Annotated in this window: 10 protein-coding genes; 7 read left to right on the plus strand and 3 right to left on the minus strand. The window is 56.4% G+C overall.

Features of this window, described 5'->3' with window-relative positions:
* The first annotated feature begins 14 nt into the window (after positions 1–14).
* From SH139x_RS17725 to SH139x_RS17755, 7 genes are all read left to right on the plus strand, one after another.
* On the plus strand, positions 15–410 hold the full coding sequence (locus SH139x_RS17725) for a hypothetical protein (RefSeq protein WP_488351108.1): 396 nt from the start codon (positions 15–17) through the stop codon (positions 408–410).
* Positions 407–1309 carry a M28 family metallopeptidase gene (locus SH139x_RS17730; RefSeq protein ID WP_488351109.1) on the plus strand — a complete coding sequence of 301 codons (903 nt, stop codon included), beginning with the start codon at positions 407–409 and terminating at the stop codon, positions 1307–1309. The genes SH139x_RS17725 and SH139x_RS17730 overlap by 4 nt, the downstream gene beginning before the upstream one ends.
* A 278-nt stretch (positions 1310–1587) precedes the next feature.
* The gene (locus SH139x_RS17735) at positions 1588–2904 is read left to right on the plus strand and encodes a hypothetical protein (protein WP_488351110.1); all 1317 of its coding nucleotides are present in this window, start codon (positions 1588–1590) and stop codon (positions 2902–2904) included.
* 64 nt (positions 2905–2968) lie between these two features.
* A complete protein-coding gene (locus SH139x_RS17740) occupies positions 2969–5503 on the plus strand; it encodes a DUF1592 domain-containing protein (protein ID WP_488351111.1) in 2535 nt (844 codons plus the stop codon).
* Positions 5503–6849: a DUF1552 domain-containing protein gene (locus SH139x_RS17745; protein WP_488351112.1), complete on the plus strand. Its 1347-nt coding sequence runs from the start codon at positions 5503–5505 to the stop codon at positions 6847–6849. Before SH139x_RS17740 ends, SH139x_RS17745 begins: the two co-directional genes overlap by 1 nt.
* 40 nt (positions 6850–6889) lie before the next feature.
* Complete coding sequence (locus SH139x_RS17750; RefSeq protein ID WP_488351113.1) at positions 6890–8389, plus strand: ankyrin repeat domain-containing protein; 1500 nt, start codon at positions 6890–6892, stop codon at positions 8387–8389.
* 113 nt (positions 8390–8502) lie between these two features.
* Positions 8503–9603, plus strand: a complete 1101-nt coding sequence (locus SH139x_RS17755; protein WP_488351114.1) for a hypothetical protein — start codon at positions 8503–8505, stop codon at positions 9601–9603.
* A gap of 85 nt (positions 9604–9688) precedes the next feature.
* On the opposite strand, the gene SH139x_RS17760 is transcribed toward SH139x_RS17755, so the two are convergent.
* From SH139x_RS17760 to SH139x_RS17770, 3 genes are all read right to left on the minus strand, one after another.
* Entirely contained in the window at positions 9689–14587 is a 4899-nt protein-coding gene (locus SH139x_RS17760) for a PQQ-dependent sugar dehydrogenase (RefSeq protein ID WP_488351115.1), read from the minus strand.
* Positions 14588–14725: 138 nt separating this feature from the next.
* Positions 14726–15154, minus strand: coding sequence for a hypothetical protein (locus SH139x_RS17765; protein ID WP_488351116.1), 429 nt, complete (start codon positions 15152–15154; stop codon positions 14726–14728).
* Between the two features lie 132 nt (positions 15155–15286).
* Positions 15287–18163, minus strand: a complete 2877-nt coding sequence (locus tag SH139x_RS17770; protein WP_488351117.1) for a COG1361 family protein — start codon at positions 18161–18163, stop codon at positions 15287–15289.
* Between the last annotated feature and the right edge of the window lie 402 nt (positions 18164–18565).

Consider the following 18565-nt stretch of genomic DNA (forward strand, 5'->3'; position numbering starts at 1 on the left):
GGTAGTATAATACGATGCCGTTCACAATCGTTGAAATCAGTTGGCTTGACCTGCGGAGGCAGCAAATGAGTTTCTGGGACCACCTTTTCGATAGCGAATATAAACAACGAACCGATATCGAATCGCTCAAAAAAATGACGGTTCAACGAAACCGCACGCTGCGTCGCACGCTAGCCAACACGGAAGACCATCAAGCGCGGATTGAAACTCTGGAAGATCAAGTCGGCGAGCTGGCGTTACTCTGCCGCTCACTTTTGACGATTCTTCGCGAAGATGGCACGATTCAGCCCGAACGATTTGAACAAGTAATGCAACATATTGATGAGCAGGACGGCACGGTTGATGGAAAAATCACACCGCCAGACCCTCCCGAGCCCCCGCCATATCCTCCAGTCATCCGCACGCGATGAAGCAACCGCATTCGCAAGCGAGCAAGCAAGAGATCGAGGCGAACCTGCGGCTGCACGTGGATCGTTTGGCTGGCCTGATCGGTCCTCGCATCCTGCGCCGACCCAAGACAATCACAGCGACCATCGGTTATATTAGCGGCCAGTGGTCGGCGATGGGATACACCGTCGAGCGGGAAACGTATCAAGCATTTGAGGACTCTGCCACAAATCTCGTGGTCGAACAGTCGGGAGCCAAACGCGAGGGCGAAATCATTTTGCTCGGGGCTCACTACGACACCGTTCCCTCCACGCCTGGGGCCGACGATAACGCGTCCGCCGTAGCAGTTATGTTGGAAGTCAGCAGACTACTCCGTGAACACCATGGCAACCGCACCCTGCGCTACGTTGCTTTTGCTTGCGAAGAGCCACCGTATTTTAACCTCGACGCGATGGGCAGCCAGCATCACGCCCGACTGGCAAAACAGCGAGGTGATAGGATTGTCGGCATGCTCTGTTTGGAAATGGTTGGATTCTATAACCTTGCGGCGGGCTCCCAACAAATCCCGGAGGGAATCCCCAAGCCGCTGAGACGTTTCTTTCCCCAGCGGGGCGACTTCCTCGCTGCCGTCGGTAATCTCGCTTCCTGGAAACTATGCTGGAACTTTCGTCGCGGATTTAGACGGGTTACCCGGATGCCCCTGTTCTCCATTTGCCTCCCTGAGAAAATTCATGACATTCGCCTCAGCGATAACAGCTCATTTTGGGATCAAAACTATCCGGCCCTGATGTTGACTGACACCAGCTACCTAAGGAACCCCAATTATCACCTCGAGTCCGACACACCAGACACGCTCGATTACAGACGGATGACCGAAGTCACCCTGGGGGTAACAGCCGCGGTGCGGCGACTCTTGCGTTAGCAGTTTTATCGATCCGCAGAAGCTGCGGTCGCTCGGACTCTCGCCGCGAAAGCCGATGAAAACTTGGGCTGAACTGCCGAGAATCTAACACGCTACCAAAACGACGTAGCGTGCCCCCTGACAGCGGACCTGGCTACGGTTGACCTGGGGGTCGATGGCGCTGTAATACAGAGTTTGCTGTCGGAACAAAATATATTCACCAATCCCGTTGGTGATCCACGTGCCTACACCTACGGACGATTTCAGCGAAATGCGACATTTACCATGGAAGTTATACAATGAGTCAGATCATGTCGCACGAGCAATGGTTGGACCTCACCAATGGGGGTGTCACTTCGGTCCGCAGTTCGCTGCTCCGCACCCTGGACCAAGCGTTACTCAAATTCGAGAGCACGCAAGCCGAGGAGGACAAGTCGGCATTAATTGGCGCACTGTTAAAATGGATTCAATCAAAAGGTGCTGGTTGGAAGAGCAGCGTGCGAAATCGGCAACGGGCCGTTGAACTACTGCACAATCAATTAATGGAGTTGGATGCAGATAAACTAAGTGAGGCCGAACTTGTTGGACTTGCCGATCTTCGCGCCGAGTCGCGAGCCATTGTCGACAAGTTATTTCACGGCAAGCAGTTGGAATGGCGAGATGGTTTCAAGGGAAAACTTGGGCAACAGAAATTCGGCACGACGCTAAACAGTGTCGGCGTGTTGCGAAATAGCCGCGAGCTTAGCTCGATGGATAGTGGTGCTTCCAGTAATGGTCCAGGATCGTCCGAACTGGCGCGTACTCCTCAAAGACTCGCCCAGGACCTCTACGAAAGTCTAGTGCCAGCTGACATGCTCGCCGATGTCACCCGCGCGCTAGCTTCATTGGTTCCGGGCTTTATGCGGGAACTTACTTTGTCCTTGGTGCCGTGGGCGGGCCTTGTCACCGCCGCCACTGCGAGCGTTTGGAATTCCAAGAGTTCGCTCCGCGACAAGTGGAGACTCGAGTGGACGAAACACCATATCGCTCATGGCCTTGCTCAAGATGAACCAAGCCAAGCCTTTCTTGCTTTGACGCATTATCTTCAACGCGAGCTTGAAGCAGATGTCTTTTCGATGTCAGTCAGCGTGGCGGAATTTGGGGGAAAATTAACAGGGCTGATGGTAGACGCCGGAACCGCTTCCAACGTCGCTGTTGCTTTGTCGGCGAATGTCATGAAGCTAATAAACATCATCAAGATTGTCACTCGGGACGTGCAGGAGCGGCAAGCCGCAAACAGCCAGATGATGCTCCGAGTCGATGGTACCATCTTTAACACCTGTCCCGTCGTGGGGGCGTACTTGATCTGTTGCGCCCCAACGAGCGTGCTGGTCAACACGATATTCGAACAGCGGTTTGGGGAGCTTGGTTGGCAGAGCCAAGTTGAGCGGGCCGTTCGAGAACGCTTGCCCGCATTGCAAGAGCAAGCCCGTCGCGTGGTGCAAGAACATCGCTTTTGGATACCCGGTCTAGCAAATTATCCTGGGGCTTTACAGGTCAACAACGACGAGCTTAAGAAGATGTTGGCCCGCAAAGGCACCACCGGGATGGTTGGATTTGGCTCAGAAGCCGCGTAAACGGTGACTCGATACGCTATACTGGGTCGTTGTTTCACATTCTCCCTCCACAGGTGCGAAACCAATGATTCAGCAAGCCGACCAACTGCGATGCTGTCGACAGTTGGATTGCGCACGTGACCGCGTAGCAGTGCGTTCGTTACGCTGGCCGCCGAGGTTAGTTGTTACGTACGTCGGGTTGCTCTCCCTGCTTGCTTGCAACCAACTCGCCACCGCACAACCGCTTGCTCCGCAGCCACTCCCTCCAAATCCCCAAACACCAAACCCCCAAGCATCTTCCGCCAACTTGCAGCCCGCCGTGCGAACGTTATTGCAGAACCATTGCGTGGATTGCCACAGCGGGGCTGCACCGCTCGGAGGCATCGATCTTGCCGAACTGGAAGGGGAGGATTCCATCACGCCGAAAACCAACGGCAGTAAAATCGAAAGCTGGGAACGCGTGGTACGAAAGCTCCGCGCCGGGGAGATGCCTCCAGCGGACGCGGAACCACCACCCGCCACGCTCCTCAGTGCGGCCCTTGACTCCCTGGAAACAAGGTTGGATGAGCTTGCCGAACGCGCCCCCCGGCCGGGGCGAACCGCCACCTTCCGCCGGCTCACCCGGCTGGAATATCAGTACGCAATCCGCGACTTGCTGGCGCTCGATATCGACACGACGACGTTACTGCCGGCCGATGAAATCAGTCACGGATTCGATAATATTACTGTTGGCGGTTTGTCGCCCACATTGGTGAACCGCTACATTTCGGCGGCCGACACCATCAGCCAGCTCGCCGTGGGACGCTCCACAACGGCCTCCAGTGATAAGACTTATCGGATACCTCCCGATGTGACGCAAGAACAGCATGTTGTCGGGCTGCCGCTGGGGACGCGTGGCGGCACGGTTTTCTCACACACCTTTCCCCGCGATGGAGAATATGAGATCCGCGTGCGGCTCGCCCGTGACCGCAATGAGCATGTCGAAGGGCTGTTTGAACCGCACGCGTTGGAGATTCTCTTGGACCTAGCGCGGGTGAAAGTCCTAACTGTCAAACCTCCCTCGGGCGGAGCACCGTCGGCGGACGGTTACGGAACAGTAACGCACGCAAACGTCGATCGTCACCTCATTGCCAGAGTCCCAGTTACTGCCGGGCGTCATCAAGTCGGAGTTACGTTTCTCAAACAAGCCACTTCACTGCTGGAGACGAAACGTCAACCGCTGAATGTACATTACAATATGTACCGGCATCCTCGAGTCAGCCCGGCTGTTTATCAAGTTTCGATCACTGGGCCTCATGGTCAGTCGACGATCGCCGACACTCCCAGCCGCCAGCGAATCTTTACTTCGCGAGCCGCAACGGGCGAGGAAGAGGAAGAAGAGGCAGCCGCTCAGAAGATCATTCGTCAGCTGCTTCGCAGAGCCACGCGTCGCAGCGTTGATGAATCTGATTTGGCGGGACCGCTGGAACTTTATCGCCAGGGCCGTCAAGCTGGTGACTTTGAACTGGGTATAGAGTTAGCGCTCAGCTCCATTCTCGTGCATCCCCGCTTTCTGTTTCGCATCGAGTCAGCTCCCCGCGGAATTGCCTCGGGTACCTCCTACCAGATCAACGACTGGGAGCTGGCTAGCCGATTATCTTTTTTTCTTTGGAGCAGCATTCCAGATGAAGAGTTATTGAGTTTGGCCGAGCTTGGTACCTTGCATCGCACTGAGGTTTTAGAGCAACAGACAAGACGGATGCTGGCCGATCCTCGGGCTGCGGCTTTGGTCACAAATTTTGCCGCCCAGTGGTTGTATTTGCGAAACCTCGCTGCCTTCACACCTGACGCCCGTCTCTATCCGGACTTCGACGACAACTTGCGTCAGGCCTTTCGACGTGAGACGGAACTTTGTTTCTCAGATGTTATGCATGCGGATCACAGCGTGCTGCGACTGCTCAAATCAAACTATACGTTCCTCAATGAGCGGTTGGCCAAGCACTACGGTATTCCGCATGTTTACGGCAGTCATTTTCGGCGGGTTGAGCTGGCTCCCGACAGCGAGCGTGGTGGCTTGTTACGACAAGGGAGTATCCTCAGCGTAACCTCCTACGCCACTCGGACCTCTCCCGTGCTCCGCGGGACTTGGATCCTGGAGAACCTTTTGGGGACTCCGCCACCACCTCCCCCGCCCGATATCCCGGCGCTCAGCGACAACACAGTCTCAGCATCATTATCGGGTCGCGAACGCCTCGCCCAGCATCGTGCCGACCCGGCATGTGCGAGTTGTCATGATCGGATTGACCCGATCGGATTCGCGTTGGAAAATTTCGACGCGGTTGGACGTTGGCGAGTCTTAGAAAATGGCTACCCGATTGACGCCGCTGGGGGGCTGCCCGACGGTAGTCGATTCGACGGAGTTGACGGTCTCGAATCAGGTTTATTGGATAGGCCGCAACAGTTTGTCGGCACCATGGCCGAAAAAATGTTAACCTATGCGTTAGGGCGCGGCGTTGAGTACCACGATGCCGCAGCGATTCGGAAAATTGTTCGCGATGCGGAAGCTGATGATTACCGGTTTTCATCATTGGTGTTAGGCATTGTCAAAAGTATCCCTTTTCAGCAGAGAACAGCCGAATAATGGTCACTCGAAAAGCTCTACCGCGGCGAACTTTTCTGCGAGGCGTGGGCGCCACACTCGCCCTTCCGTTACTCGACGCCATGGTCCCCGCACTGACTGCGACTGCCCAAACCCCGGCGGCTCCGAGTAACCTGCGGAGACTCGGTTTCGTCTACATGCCAATGGGCAGCGATATCACCAGTTGGACTCCTCCGGGGGATTCCTTGCTCGATCAACTTTCGCCAACGTTGAGTTCACTGGAGCCGGTCAAACAACACGTCACGGCAATTTCCAACTTGGAACTGCAGAACGCTTATCCCGGTACGCACGCCACGTCGAATGCGGCGTTTCTAAGCGCGGCCAAAGCCAAACGGACTGAGAGCACCGATTATTTTCTGGGCACCACCGTTGATCAACTCGCCGCCCAGCACATCGGCCAACAAACCCAATTGCCGTCGCTGGAGTTGTCGATGGATTTGCTGTCCGTCGTTGGCCAATGTGATAACGGTTATGCGTGCGTCTATCAAAACAACCTATCATGGTCTTCTCCGACCACGCCACTTCCGGCCGAGGCGCATCCCCGAATCGTATTTGAGTCTCTGTTTGGCGATGGGGAAAACGCCGCCGACCGGGCGACCGCGTTGCGTCGCCGGGCCAGCTTGCTTGATTCCTTGACCGAAGAAATAGCCCGCTTGCAAAAGTCGCTTGGCCCCCACGATCGAAATACGGTTGATCAATACTTGCAATCCATTCGCGAAGTCGAACGCCGCATCCAACGCGCCGAGGCCAGTTCCCACGAGAATCCGCTGCCTGATCTCGATCGCCCCAGCGGCGTGCCGGAGTCGTACGCGGAACACGCACGGTTAATGTTTGAGCTGCAAGCCTTGGCACTGCAGGGGGACATTACGCGGGTTATTACCTTTCAACTAGCTCGCGAAACCAGCAACCGGACGTATCCAGAAATCGGTGTTAATGATCCTCATCATCCGTTGACGCATCATGGGAACGATCCGGAGAAGATTGCCAAAGTTGCCAAGATCAATCAATTTCACGTTTCCTTGTTCGCCGAGTTCTTGCAAAAGTTGCAAGACACGCCGGAGGGGAACGGCTCGCTGCTCGACCATTCCCTCTACTTATATGGCAGCGGGATGGGGAATCCCAATGTTCACGATCATTCCAATTTGCCGATTCTGGTTGCCGGCGGAGCGGCCGGTAATATGCAAGGCGGACGGCACATTCAATTTGATCAACCAACTCCGTTGGCAAACCTGCACCTGACGCTCCTCAATAAAGTGGGTGTTGGTCTGGATGCTTTCGCCGATAGCCAAGGGGAACTGGACGAACTGTTCGAGCCGTTGGATGTGTAACCAACCGCTGAGACCGCGCGGCGGTGGAGGGAGTAACGAAATGATGAATTCCCTGCGATCGCTGACACTGGCGGTGCTGGCGACTCTCTGCGTCCACCAGTTGAGTTGCGCCCCCGAGCCAATCTTTGCCGGCGAAGTGGACGCGCGGCTGAAGCATGACGATCAAGCGAGGCTGGCAGACGCGCTGAGAGCCGGAGACTTTGCTCGGGCGAACACTTTGCTGGACCAGGGAGTGGCTATCGACGAGCCGCTCGCCGATGGGATGTCGTCGCTGCACTGGGCTGTGTTCCATGCCGCAAATGAAGCGGAGGCGTTTTCCATTGTGCAGCGTTTGATCGCTTCCGGCGCGGCGGTCGATGCTAAAAATCGCTACGGCGTGACGCCGTTGACGATCGCCTGCACCAACGGAGATGTACGAGCGGTGGAAGTGTTGCTAACCGCTGGAGCCAATCCAAATGCCGAGCTATCTGGCGGTGAAACCGCGCTGCTAACCGCGGCCCGCACGGGTGTAGTTGGGTCGGTCAAAGCGCTTTTGGCACATGGCGCGGATTTCGCAGCCAAGGACCGCAAAGGACAAACCGCGATGATGTGGGCCGCCGCGGAGGGACACGTGGAGGTGGTCGATGTCTTGATCAAGGCGGGGGCCGATTATCGCCAGCCGCTGCGATCAGGCTTTACCCCATTCTTCTTCGCAGTCCGCAACGGCAAAGCGGCCGTGGTCCGCCGTTTTTTGGAAGCAGGCGTAGACTGTAATGACGTCATACAGCCGCAACGGCGAGCGAACCAAGGCCCACAGGCTGGTCTCAGCCCATTGTTGTTGGCGATCGAGAACGGCCATTTCGAGTTAGCCCTGCTGCTGCTCGAAGCGGGTGCCGATCCGAATGATGACCGTGGCGGCTATACTGCCCTGCATGCCATCAGTTGGGTTCGCAAACCGCTGCGAGGCGACGGCACGCCCCCACCAATCGGCTCTGGCAAGATTGACAGCATGGCCTGTGTTCGCGGCTTGCTCGCCCACGGCGCAAATGTCAACGCCTTGCATCCGCCGCAAAAATCGGGCAGCGAGCGGCTTAACAAAACAGCCGCCACCCCGTTGCTGCTGGCTGCCGAAACCGGCGACGTGGTTTTGATGCAACAACTGCTCGATGCGGGCGCTGACCCTCGGCTGACAAATATCGACCAGTGCACCCCGTTGCTGGCGGCAGCGGGCGTGGGTGTGCTGGGCGACGGCGACGAATCGGCGGGCACCGAGCAAGAAGCGGTCGCGGCGGTAAAACTGTTATTAGATTTAGGCGGCGACATCAACGCGGTCGACGCCCGCGGTAATTCGGCGATGCACGGGGCGGCCTATAAAAGCTGGACGCAGATGCTCGAATTCTTAGCCGCCCAGGGAGCCGACCCGCATGTTTGGAATCGCAAGAACAAACGAGGCTGGACTCCGTTGATGATTGCCGAGGGAAACCGACCAGGCAACTTCCGCCCATCCCAAGAGACAATCGATACAATCCTGCGTCTCTTGCCAGAACCCGCTGGCGACTGACAACTCTTGCAAGTGAGTACGCCTGCCTGCAGGGGTTAAAGCGAGCCAATCCGGGCCCCACCTGCGAAGCTTGACGTATCATTCGAGTCCCCCCCCATTGCGCAACGGCCAACATGCAAGCCCCAAAAAAGCACCGTGGATCGTTCTTTTTGAACATGCTGATCTTCAGCTTCAGCGTGGCCGTGGCGGTACTCTCTTTTTGGCTGTTGGGATACCTCTTGCGAGATATTGATCGCATCGAAGGGCCAAACTTTGAACAGATGGTGGAGGCGGGAGTGCCGGCCGAACTGAATGCCGCACGCGACCAAATCGCCGCTGAGATGAAAGACTTGAATCGGCAACTGGAATCCTCGCAAGAGCGGCGGCGTTTGACCAATCAAACAACCAATGATTCACAACAGACCATCAATCAGCTGCTGGAGTTAAAGCGTCTTGCCACGGAACAAAACCAGCCGCTGAATGATGAACAGCAGGCGGCGCTGACGGATAATCTCCAGCTGTTCCTCGCCAACCAACGTGAGATCCAGACGCTCAACAGTGAACTCATCAGATTGCAAGATGAATTGGAGGCTGCGCTGCTGCGGAAGGAAGCGAATCAAGCGGCATTGCAAGCAGCGACGGTGCCGATCCGAAGTGAATACACCCGCCTCGCCAAACGTCATCAATGGCAATTGGCGGCCGCAAAGCTGGCGATGCTCATTCCCTTGCTGATCATTTGCGTTTGGCTGGCGATTCGGCAATCTGGCGGGACCTACGCCATGCTGATCTACGCGATTAGCGCGGCGACAGCCACGCGCGTCCTGCTGGTAATGCACGAGCACTTTCCGGCGGTCTATTTCAAATACATTCTGATACTTCTGTCACTGGCTATTTGCGTGGTGGTGCTCGTTCGCTTGCTGCGATTGTCGGCACGTCCCAGCAGCAATTGGTTGCTCCGTCAGTACCGTGAAGCCTACGCCACGTTTTTTTGCCCAATCTGTGACTATCCGATTCAGCGCGGGCCGCTGCAGTTCGCTTACTGGACTCGCCGCAGCCTCAAGAAATCATCACTCAGCGCCGCGGCCAAGGAGTGCTCGATTGACAACACAGCCTATGTTTGTCCCAGCTGCGCTACCAGTCTGTATGATCCCTGCGAGCAATGCGGAAAGATTCGTCATTCGCTATTGCCCGCCTGCGAGCACTGCGGCAAACAGCGCGAGATCACAAGTGAATAACGAGCGTGCGACTGCACAGGGTTCCGAGGAACCGCACGCTGGCGTGTTGCGCTGATTCGGTTTTTAATGACTCATGCGGAGATGCTTACTTCGAAGTCGCGCCCAGGTCTTGAATTTCAACTAGCGGGTCCAACAGGGAGCGGTTGCTCTCCCAGAGAAAGACTTCATTGGCGATTAACTCATCATCTTCCAAAGGGCGATCATAGAGCAAGACTTGCGAAATTCGTCCGCTGAGAAAACCACGGTTGAACGGGGGAACCTGAGCATCGTTACTCCAATACCGCGCCGCTACCGCAAGCTCATCAATACGCTTCATACCGGCGGGGCGGTCACGAGCCAACTGGGGACGTCCATTGATGCGCACCTGCACGCCATTGGAACCAGGTTGACTGCGGACGGTGACGATCAAGAATTGACCAAAATCGTGACTCTCAGTCATCAGGTTGGTAACCCCTGGATAACCTTTGCCTTCAACCATCAGTGATTCGAAACGAGTCGTTGGCGTGGGCATCAGATCTAAGTTGAAACCAGATTGGTAATCGTTTGCTCCCAGCGTATTTCCAGAGATAATGCCAGGCCAATTCTGATTGTGATTTGGGGCAACCACGACAAATAAAGTCAACGCCTCAGTTTGAAGTGCTTGATTCGACGCCAGCATAAAATCATCAACGCCATCAAATTCTACATAGCGGCCCCGCCGTGTCACTCCCAACCTGGGCTGGGCATTTTGCTGACGTTGTTGGACGTGTCGCTGCCTGCCGCTGGCATCGTGCCAGATTGCCAAGAGATTTCCATCGGTTGCTTCCGACAGTTCCTGCGTCTGTCTTGCTTGGGCAAGGCGAGATGCGTCTAGCCACCATTGCAAGCCAGCTTGCACGGGCAACCGTTGATCGGCCCAAGGCTCGAGCATGAGCGGTGCCCGCTGATAGACGAAATCAGCAGCATTCCCGCCAGCCTGCACATAATTGTAGAGCTCATAAATCTCATCGCCCGCCAGCCTATTTAGCAAACCGGCCGGCATCATGGAGATGGATGACTTCTGACGATCTTCAATTTCCGTTCTGGAAATGGTGCGGGCTTCCTTTGGTTTATCAGGATTGCTGATAATCGTCACCTGATCGGCTATTTCTTCGCGCACAACGCCGCTGAGGACGCTGCCGTCGGCCAGCACGAACACTTCTGTTTGAAAGCCTGCCGAAATGGTGTGGGAAGGTTCGATGATCGACCGTAACAAGGCCGCGGCGGGGTCATTTTCCAAAGCAAAACGCTGGCGGACTTGAGTGAGATTTGGGCCTAGTTTTCCCATCGTCTTTTCACTATCCCTATCAATATCACTGCCTTGTAACGTACCGATGGCGTGGCAATTCGCACAGGCCGCACGTTGGAAGATTTGCTCTCCAGCGGAAAACGAAGGGGCTCGCTGCGCCTTGACTGATCGCTGCACCTCCGCGCGGGCTTGCTCCCATGTCCAGTCACGATTTTGCGCGATTTGTGGAGTCTCCAGCCGCAACAAATCCTCGGCGACTTCGACTGGCACGCCCGCTTCAGGAATTTCAACCTCGGCCGTCCAAAGAATACCTTGAACTAGCAAGCGGCGAAATTTTGGATCGGTATAGTTTTGATAAAAATGTCCCAGCGTGGTGCCGAAACTACGCCCGCCATCCCTTCGATCATGCACCCAGGCAACGGTCTGGTTCTGTCCATCCAAATCGACTTGCAGCAGCGGTTTGGCCCGCTCGCTGAATTTAAGATTTAGATAAAATTCATCACGTGATAAAAAGTCATTCCAGCCGCGACAAATCGGATGTTCCGGTTGCAATTGCGATAAAGATTGTTGGTCCACTTTGAGTCCGCTGTGGTCAAAATTAAACCAGCCTCCAAGGATTTCCTTGTACTCCTCCCCCAGATTTCCCTCGGCGCCAGTCGCCCAGTGAATAGCTGTGAAACCAACGCCCCGCTTGAGCATTGCTTGTGCTGCTTGGCGATGCTGGGCCGATAGTAAAATATCTCCGGCGGGGCGTGAGTAGAAGACAATCGCGTCGGCCTCGGCGAGTAACTGAGGATCTCGCGGCCAATCGTAATCAGGCGAGACAATGGCTTCGACCCCCGGAGTTTGGTTTAGACAGGCTGCCAAAATCTGGCAGACATTGGCATACATATGCGTCCCCCACGGGTGATCCAACTTAGTGGGAACCAGCACGATCTTCTTGCGTTGTTGCTCTTCGGCTCGCTTGCGTTGGAGTGTCGCGGGTGAATCATGGAATTCAACCCATGACAAACTGATGTGCGCAGCGGAATCGGCAGCACCCGATGGTTTCTCATCACTCGCTGCGGAACTCGGCGCTGGCATCACCTCCAACAAATCGTCGGCCTTGATACTTTCGGCAACGATGTAGAGGTCGTGAACGCCGACGAGTTCCTGCACTGACGTCGATAGATTAAAAAACAATTCCCCCAGGGGATCACGTTGCCCGATAAATTCCAGCCGTGATAACTCAGGGCCGGTGGGAGAATCCGCTCGCAGCGTGAGCACCGCGGTTGCATCCCGCGGCGCGGCGGCATACCAAGTGATACGGTCAATCCCCTTCAGGCAAACGTCGCGAAAAGCGATCCAGTCGCCGACGCGGAACTTGGCCACCAACCCCACTTGCCTCTCAAACACGTCCACTAACTCGATGCCCTCTCGCATATCAAAACCGCTGGCCCGTTTGCGGCGGGTGTGGAGCACGCACTCCGCAGCGGTGCGGATCGCGGGGGCCTCCTCGGTGCCTTGATCCGTATACTCGGCATGCAAAATCAAAACGCCAGCGTCTGGCAAGGCGACAGGGGGAGCGGTGCGAAAAAAACCATGACTTCCCGGCACGGGAGCACTCGAGTCATCGTTGGCCAGCGACAATATCCAGTCAGCCATCAAGCGAGTTTGCTGCATGGAGTGTTGTGGATGCGGGGGCATTGGTTTGCTGCCCCAAACTCCCGCCCCACCCCGCATAATCTTTTCTGCCAACTGTTCACGCGCCAACGAATTCCCTGCGTGCTTGCGGGCTACTTCGCGATAGGCCGGCCCGGCCGACGCGGACTTCGTAGTGTGACAAGAAAAACAGGTTGTGTTGCGCATCAAAGTCAGACCAGGGTCGGCTGAGTCCACGCTGTTCGCCCCGGCTCGACGTTTCAGATACTGCGGACTGAACAACACTCGCCCCGAGGCAATAGTGCCGTCATCCGTCGAACCATCTTCATAATCGTTGACCCGGATGCGATAGCGGATGGTATCTCCCCAATCAAAAAATGAGCCGTGCTGGGGGGGCTGCAGCACAATCTCCGGGGCTGCGTTGCCGACGCGAATCTCGGTAGAAGTTGTCGAACGCTCGCCCGCGAGGTCGATCGCGGTGACTGCCACGCGATGAATGCCAGATTGCGAAAACGTGGCCGTAGCATTCGGTCCTCGCCAATCGGTCTGTGGGACACCATCTAATGTCCATTGAAAAGCTAACCGATCATCGTTATCAGGGTCGCTTGATCCCGAGGCGTCAAACTGAACGTTCAATGGATGGCGACCTGCTAGCGGTGTCGCCACGAGGCGTGCGAGCGGCTCGCGGTTTCCACGCCGATAGACAACTTGAGTGATCTGCGAGTCGCGATTGTCTCCCCACTTGTCACCATACTCAATGATATACAACGTACCATCAGGGGCGATCTTCATATCAATCGGCTTGCGAAATATTGTGCCCGGCATGAAGGGCACAATCTTGCTCGGTTTCCCCCGGTCGTCCATCTCAACAGTCCGAATCCAATTGCGAGTCCATTCATAAATGAAAAGCGAACCGTCAAAGGCATCGGGCAGCGCGGTCGGTGAATGCTGGTAACGGGAGAAATGGTAAACCGGCCCAGCCATGGCGGAACGTCCACCACTGCCCAAGGTGGGAAACTCCGACGATTCCGCTGACGGATACCAGATCATGGCAGCCCGCGGTTTGGGAAGTATTCTTAACCCAGTATTATTCTTTGAATCGTTGACAGGTGCGAGAGTATCGAAAGTTTCACCCACTTGGCGATTGGTAAAATCAAAGTCTCGATAGGCTTCGTTGGGCCCGACAAACATCGGCCAACCAAAGTTTCCCGGCTCGGCAGCTCGATTGATTTCATCATAGCCATTGGGGCCCAGTTTGAGTGATAACTCGATATTCGGCCCCACGTCACCCCAGTACACGCAACCATTCTTTTCGTCGACGCTGACGCGAAAAGGATTGCGACATCCCATCGCGTAGATCTCCGCTCGGCCTTCAGCTTGCTCGCTAAATAAATTCCCGCTTGGGATTGAATAGCTCCCATCGGGCTCGGGATGTATCCGTAAAACTTTACCGCGTAAATCCATGCTATTGGCACTCGTTCGCAAAGCGTCAAAGTTCTCGCGCCCTGGCCGTTGATCGACTGGTAATTCCGGAATGGGTGGGCAGTTGTCGCCCGTGCCGATGTGGAGGTTACCACGCTGATCCATATACAAACCGCCGCCCATGTGGATCGCGCCGGCCGATTCGATGGAGTATTCCAACAACGCGACTTGGGATGCCAAATCAATCCTGTCGTCCCGTAGCGTAAAGCGTGAGAGCCTCATCGTGTCGGGGGCTTCACGCGGACAAAACAGCATGTACAGCCAGCCGGTCTCGGCAAAAAATCGGTCGCGGGCGATTCCTAGCAAACCAACTTCGCCATACATGGCGACTGGAATTTGCCCAATCGTTTTCACTTGCCCGCCGGCTGATATCTCGATCAGCTTGACGTCGCCATGACGCTCAATAAAGACCAGCCGTTCGGCAGACAGAAACTCGAGTTGCAGCGGATCGTGACAAGCGGCCACGACAACCCGCTTTTCCAAACGCTCCGGATCAAACGCATCCGCGCCCGCGAGCGAATGCTGCGGCACGTTGCTGATCCACAGCAGGCACAAGCAATAGATGCCCGTCCTTAACATGCCAGTCCTAAACATGAGCGACAAGTCCGGCGAATGGAGGCGGGGATTTCGGTTAGAGGCAGCGACTCTCCGAAGGTTTCCAAGTGCACATTGTCTCCGTGGCCGTTCGATATGTCCAATATCTTAAAACGGCTTATTGATATTTTTTAAGTATCAATCGTCCGAGGCCGGAGTTGGCGGGACTGCCGTCACTTGGCCGCCGGTGAAGAGCAGACAGCCTCGGTCGGTGTCGGTTTCCCAGCGGACTTGAAAAACCCCTGGCAGATCGTCCAGTACCAAGTAACGCCCCGCAGCGACACGTTGGACCGTACCGCGGTTTGCGGAGATCGGCCCTTCATAGTCGAGGTAGTGGCGGCGATGAGGAGCCAACTCGGTCGCCGGCAGGGCTTTGCCGATTGGCAGCGGCCAGTTCGATGTCGCCCAGGTTCGCAAGCTATCACCAACCTCGAACATCAGATCGTAATGCGACTCGGTAGTTCGCCCAATAGCTATGGCGGGAGTGCCTTGGCGGATCGGGAGAACTTCGTGCCAAAGGATCACGAACCTGGCGGCCGTGCTGGGAATTTGCTCGAGTTGGCTCATGGTACTTTCCCTGGGCAGTCAGGTCCTCCGGCACCATCCACGCTCCGCAAAAACAGCTTCTGTCCGAACTTTCGCAGCGCGAAAGGCGACTTGATAACTCCGCTCGTTGCTTACTGGGGCAGCACACTGGACTTACTGGGGCAGCACGCTGGTTTCTTCGTTGGCAGTTGACTGGTTTGGTTGGTTTTTACTGTAGGCTTCCACCGAAACGTTGATTGCCTGTGGGCTGTTGGCTTGGACGACTAACGTGTATTCGATGGTTTCGCCGGGAGCCATACTAGGGATTTCTCTCAAGTAATGAAAGTTCGCTAGGTTCTTTTCCCAGACGGCACCGGGAAAGCGTGTCTGTGAAATGGATAGGATTGGCACATCGGGTCGCAAGGAAAAGCGGACTTGAACCTCACGATCCTCGCTGGTCGATTCGTTAGTCACTTGGATTACATAAGTAACCTGATCGCCCACTTTCACGGGATCGTCGTTATCAAAAACTCGCACGCTCAACCGCCCGAGAGCGGCTGGGGGTTGTGCTGCCGGTGGAGTTTCCTCTTGCAGCGGTGGTGGCACGACCGCGCCGTTTGGCTGGTTGCCACCGACGTTTGGTGGATTCGGTTGAGGCTGATTTTCGTATGGATTCAGTGGCACGGGAATTCGTGGCGGCGGTCCGGTAGGGAGCACTGGTGGCGGTTCGGCGGCGGGAGGCGCAATGGCGGCGGGTGCGGGGAAGATTTGGAATGCAAATCGATCATCGGCTTGGGCACCTTCGGCGGTTTGCACCGTCATGATCGTGCTGGCTGGTCCCAGTGGTCCCAAGATTTGGTACTCCACTTCGACCTCAGTCTGTGACCTGGCGGGCAGGCTGGGAATTCGCCACTTTAATTGATAGCGGGGTAAATTTTGATCGTCACGATTTTCCGAAGTCGCTCGCAATGATTGCAGCTGGGCATCATACGTCACAGTCACCAATACATCGGAAACCGCTTGTTGCCCGGTGTTGCGAATCACATAACGAAACAGTTGGACATCGTTGACGCGGACTTCCGGCGGACCGCTGATGCTGGCTTCGATGGCGGGTGCTTGGGGAATCGGATTGGTTGCCGTGAGGCAGGCTTGCGCGCTAACCGGTGCTTGAGCCTGGGCCGAAGCGGTCACGGTTAAGCAACGTCGACCCGGTTGAAAAACATTATAACGAACGGGAATTTGCCACACTTCGCCAGGTTGCAGGGGATCATCGCGACCGTTGAAGACGATGGCGGTACCTTGCGAAACCTCCGCCATTCCCTCGTCCCCTTCGACTTTCAATTCGACAGCCTGCAATGGACGTTGGCCGGTGTTGATAACCTCAATGTTAAAGGAGGCATCCTCACCCGTCGTCAAACGCTCGGAATCAGGAGCGACTTGCACGCGAACTTCGAGGCTCGGAATCGATACATCGACGCGGACTTCCGAAGAAGCGGCCAAACCGTTCTGCGCATCTCGAGCGTTGAACACCAGTTGGAATGGTTCTCTGGCGGAGACCTGCATCGTTACCGTGCCGACCTGTCCCCCTGGCACACCCTCGGGGTACGACCAAGTGATTTGATTTGGCCACTCTTGATGTTCGAAATCGCTGCCCAAGAAATTGACACCGACCGGTAGCTGGACGCTCAAGTCGACCGGCCCGGTAGCCAAGTTGCCTGGGTTGGAGACGTTCGCGGTGATCGTGATCGGTTGGTCGAAACCTGCGACTGCGGGACCGGTCGCTTCGAGGGCGAGTCGCGGGGCGCTCCAAGTCACCAAGGTCGTCCCCTGGGCCAACGGCAGTGCGGGAATATTGTCATCGATGCCGGCCGGGCGGATGACTTGCATGGCCACGGTGGCTGTGCCCGACGTTCCCCGCAACGGTACGAGGCTGACTGTGGCATTTCCATCGGCGTTCACTGTGGCCTCAATGGTCGCCGCGCCGTTGGGGGCGAAACCAGCCAACTCGGGGTTGAGAATGGTGTATTGGACTTTCCAACCAACCGCCGGAATCGTTCCTTCGCTGCGAGTCACTCGCGTGGTCAAAGAAACGGGCGTACCGGCCCGCTCGATCTGCGGTCGGGGAAAAATCCAGCGAGCGTCCACCCAGTAAATCGTGGTGGTCGCTTTTCGCTGATCCCAACAGTCACTTTCGGGAGCTAGCGCGGTAATCCGGCTGACTCCTTCAGTGGGACTGCTGATCGTGGCCCAAGCTTGGCCCGCTTCCAGCTGCACATCATCGTTGGGAGTCAAAGTCCCGCGGGTGATCAATGCCGGCTTCGTACGGGTGAGACCGCGGGCAAACGAGCCGCTTACCTTTTCCACTTCCGCTGGCTGAGTCCAACGTTGCAGCAGGCTAGCGTCATCGGGAGCAATCTGAATAAAGTGGCCTACGCTCTCCGGCGTCAACATCCACTCAATGGGCTCGCCGGTAGCCAAGTAGCCATCATTGCCGCAAACCCCCGACAGCAAAACAACCTCACCGCCGACCGGGGCGATCACTCGTCCTGGAGATAACAACAGACGCCCCCGTTTGCCTTGCTTGGGCAAGTGCAACGCGCCTTGCAAGCAGCCCCGTTGCCCAACCAATACCGCCGGTGGCCCCTTGGCACAGTCTTCCGAATAGGGTGCGCCGCCGGGAACACACGGTCCGCCGGGAACACATTGGCCCCCGCCAGGCCCCGCTGCGAGCGGCGCTCCCACCTGAGGCCCGCCAACCGGCGGACCTTGCAAGCAAGGGGGTGGCGTCGCTGGTTCAGGGAAAGCCGGTTCGGGTAGCCAATTTCCCAGCCCCGCCAAACAGCAGCCTCCCGACAAACAACCGCGGCAATTCAAGCAAGAACGCCCATCGGCAGTTAGCGGACAGGAGGGCAGCAACGTGGTGGAAGCGCCTGAAGGGGCAAAAATGCAACTGCCTGTCGGATCGATCGCCGGTAACCGCAGCTCCGCGCAGCCGCCCAGCAAAAACAGCATCCCGCCGATCAACGCCATTCGCCAAACCACTCGAGCCATCCGAGATGCGCTTCGCAATGGGCCAACGAACGGACCAACGAACCGACTCGCGAATGCGCCGTGCCGTGATCTGCCGCCGGCACTTCGTCGCCGCTCGGAAGCGAGTCCGGCAAACGCTGGGCTCATGTTCGCTGTGGTTATTTTGCCAAATTCCATGACTGTTGCCGACACCGTAGAGTGGTTATCGCGCTCGCACTCGATTGCCCAAGCGGGGCAGGACTCAACGTCGAGTCTGTTGGTACTTTGCCCAAGCAAACCTAGCACGCTCTGGAGAAGATGTTGCGGAAAGGCAACATGTGGCGTTTAAGAAAAGCAACAAAGGCGGGGAGTCTGGGAGGTTTAAAACGACTATATTACGATACGCGGTCTGCTCGCAGCGTCAGACTTCACCTCTAGCGGCAT

Source organism: Kothea flammea, assembly GCF_052161645.1.
Classification (GTDB): domain Bacteria; phylum Planctomycetota; class Planctomycetia; order Pirellulales; family Pirellulaceae; genus Laterigemmans.

Coding starts and splice junctions, on each gene's coding strand:
- SH139x_RS17765 (WP_488351116.1), bottom strand. CDS start 15,154: ATGAGCCAACTCGAGCAAATTCCCAGCACGGCCGCCAGGTTCGTGATC.
- SH139x_RS17725 (WP_488351108.1), top strand. CDS start 15: ATGCCGTTCACAATCGTTGAAATCAGTTGGCTTGACCTGCGGAGGCAG.
- SH139x_RS17770 (WP_488351117.1), bottom strand. CDS start 18,163: ATGGCTCGAGTGGTTTGGCGAATGGCGTTGATCGGCGGGATGCTGTTT.
- SH139x_RS17730 (WP_488351109.1), top strand. CDS start 407: ATGAAGCAACCGCATTCGCAAGCGAGCAAGCAAGAGATCGAGGCGAAC.
- SH139x_RS17740 (WP_488351111.1), top strand. CDS start 2,969: ATGATTCAGCAAGCCGACCAACTGCGATGCTGTCGACAGTTGGATTGC.
- SH139x_RS17750 (WP_488351113.1), top strand. CDS start 6,890: ATGATGAATTCCCTGCGATCGCTGACACTGGCGGTGCTGGCGACTCTC.
- SH139x_RS17745 (WP_488351112.1), top strand. CDS start 5,503: ATGGTCACTCGAAAAGCTCTACCGCGGCGAACTTTTCTGCGAGGCGTG.
- SH139x_RS17735 (WP_488351110.1), top strand. CDS start 1,588: ATGAGTCAGATCATGTCGCACGAGCAATGGTTGGACCTCACCAATGGG.
- SH139x_RS17755 (WP_488351114.1), top strand. CDS start 8,503: ATGCAAGCCCCAAAAAAGCACCGTGGATCGTTCTTTTTGAACATGCTG.
- SH139x_RS17760 (WP_488351115.1), bottom strand. CDS start 14,587: ATGTTTAGGACTGGCATGTTAAGGACGGGCATCTATTGCTTGTGCCTG.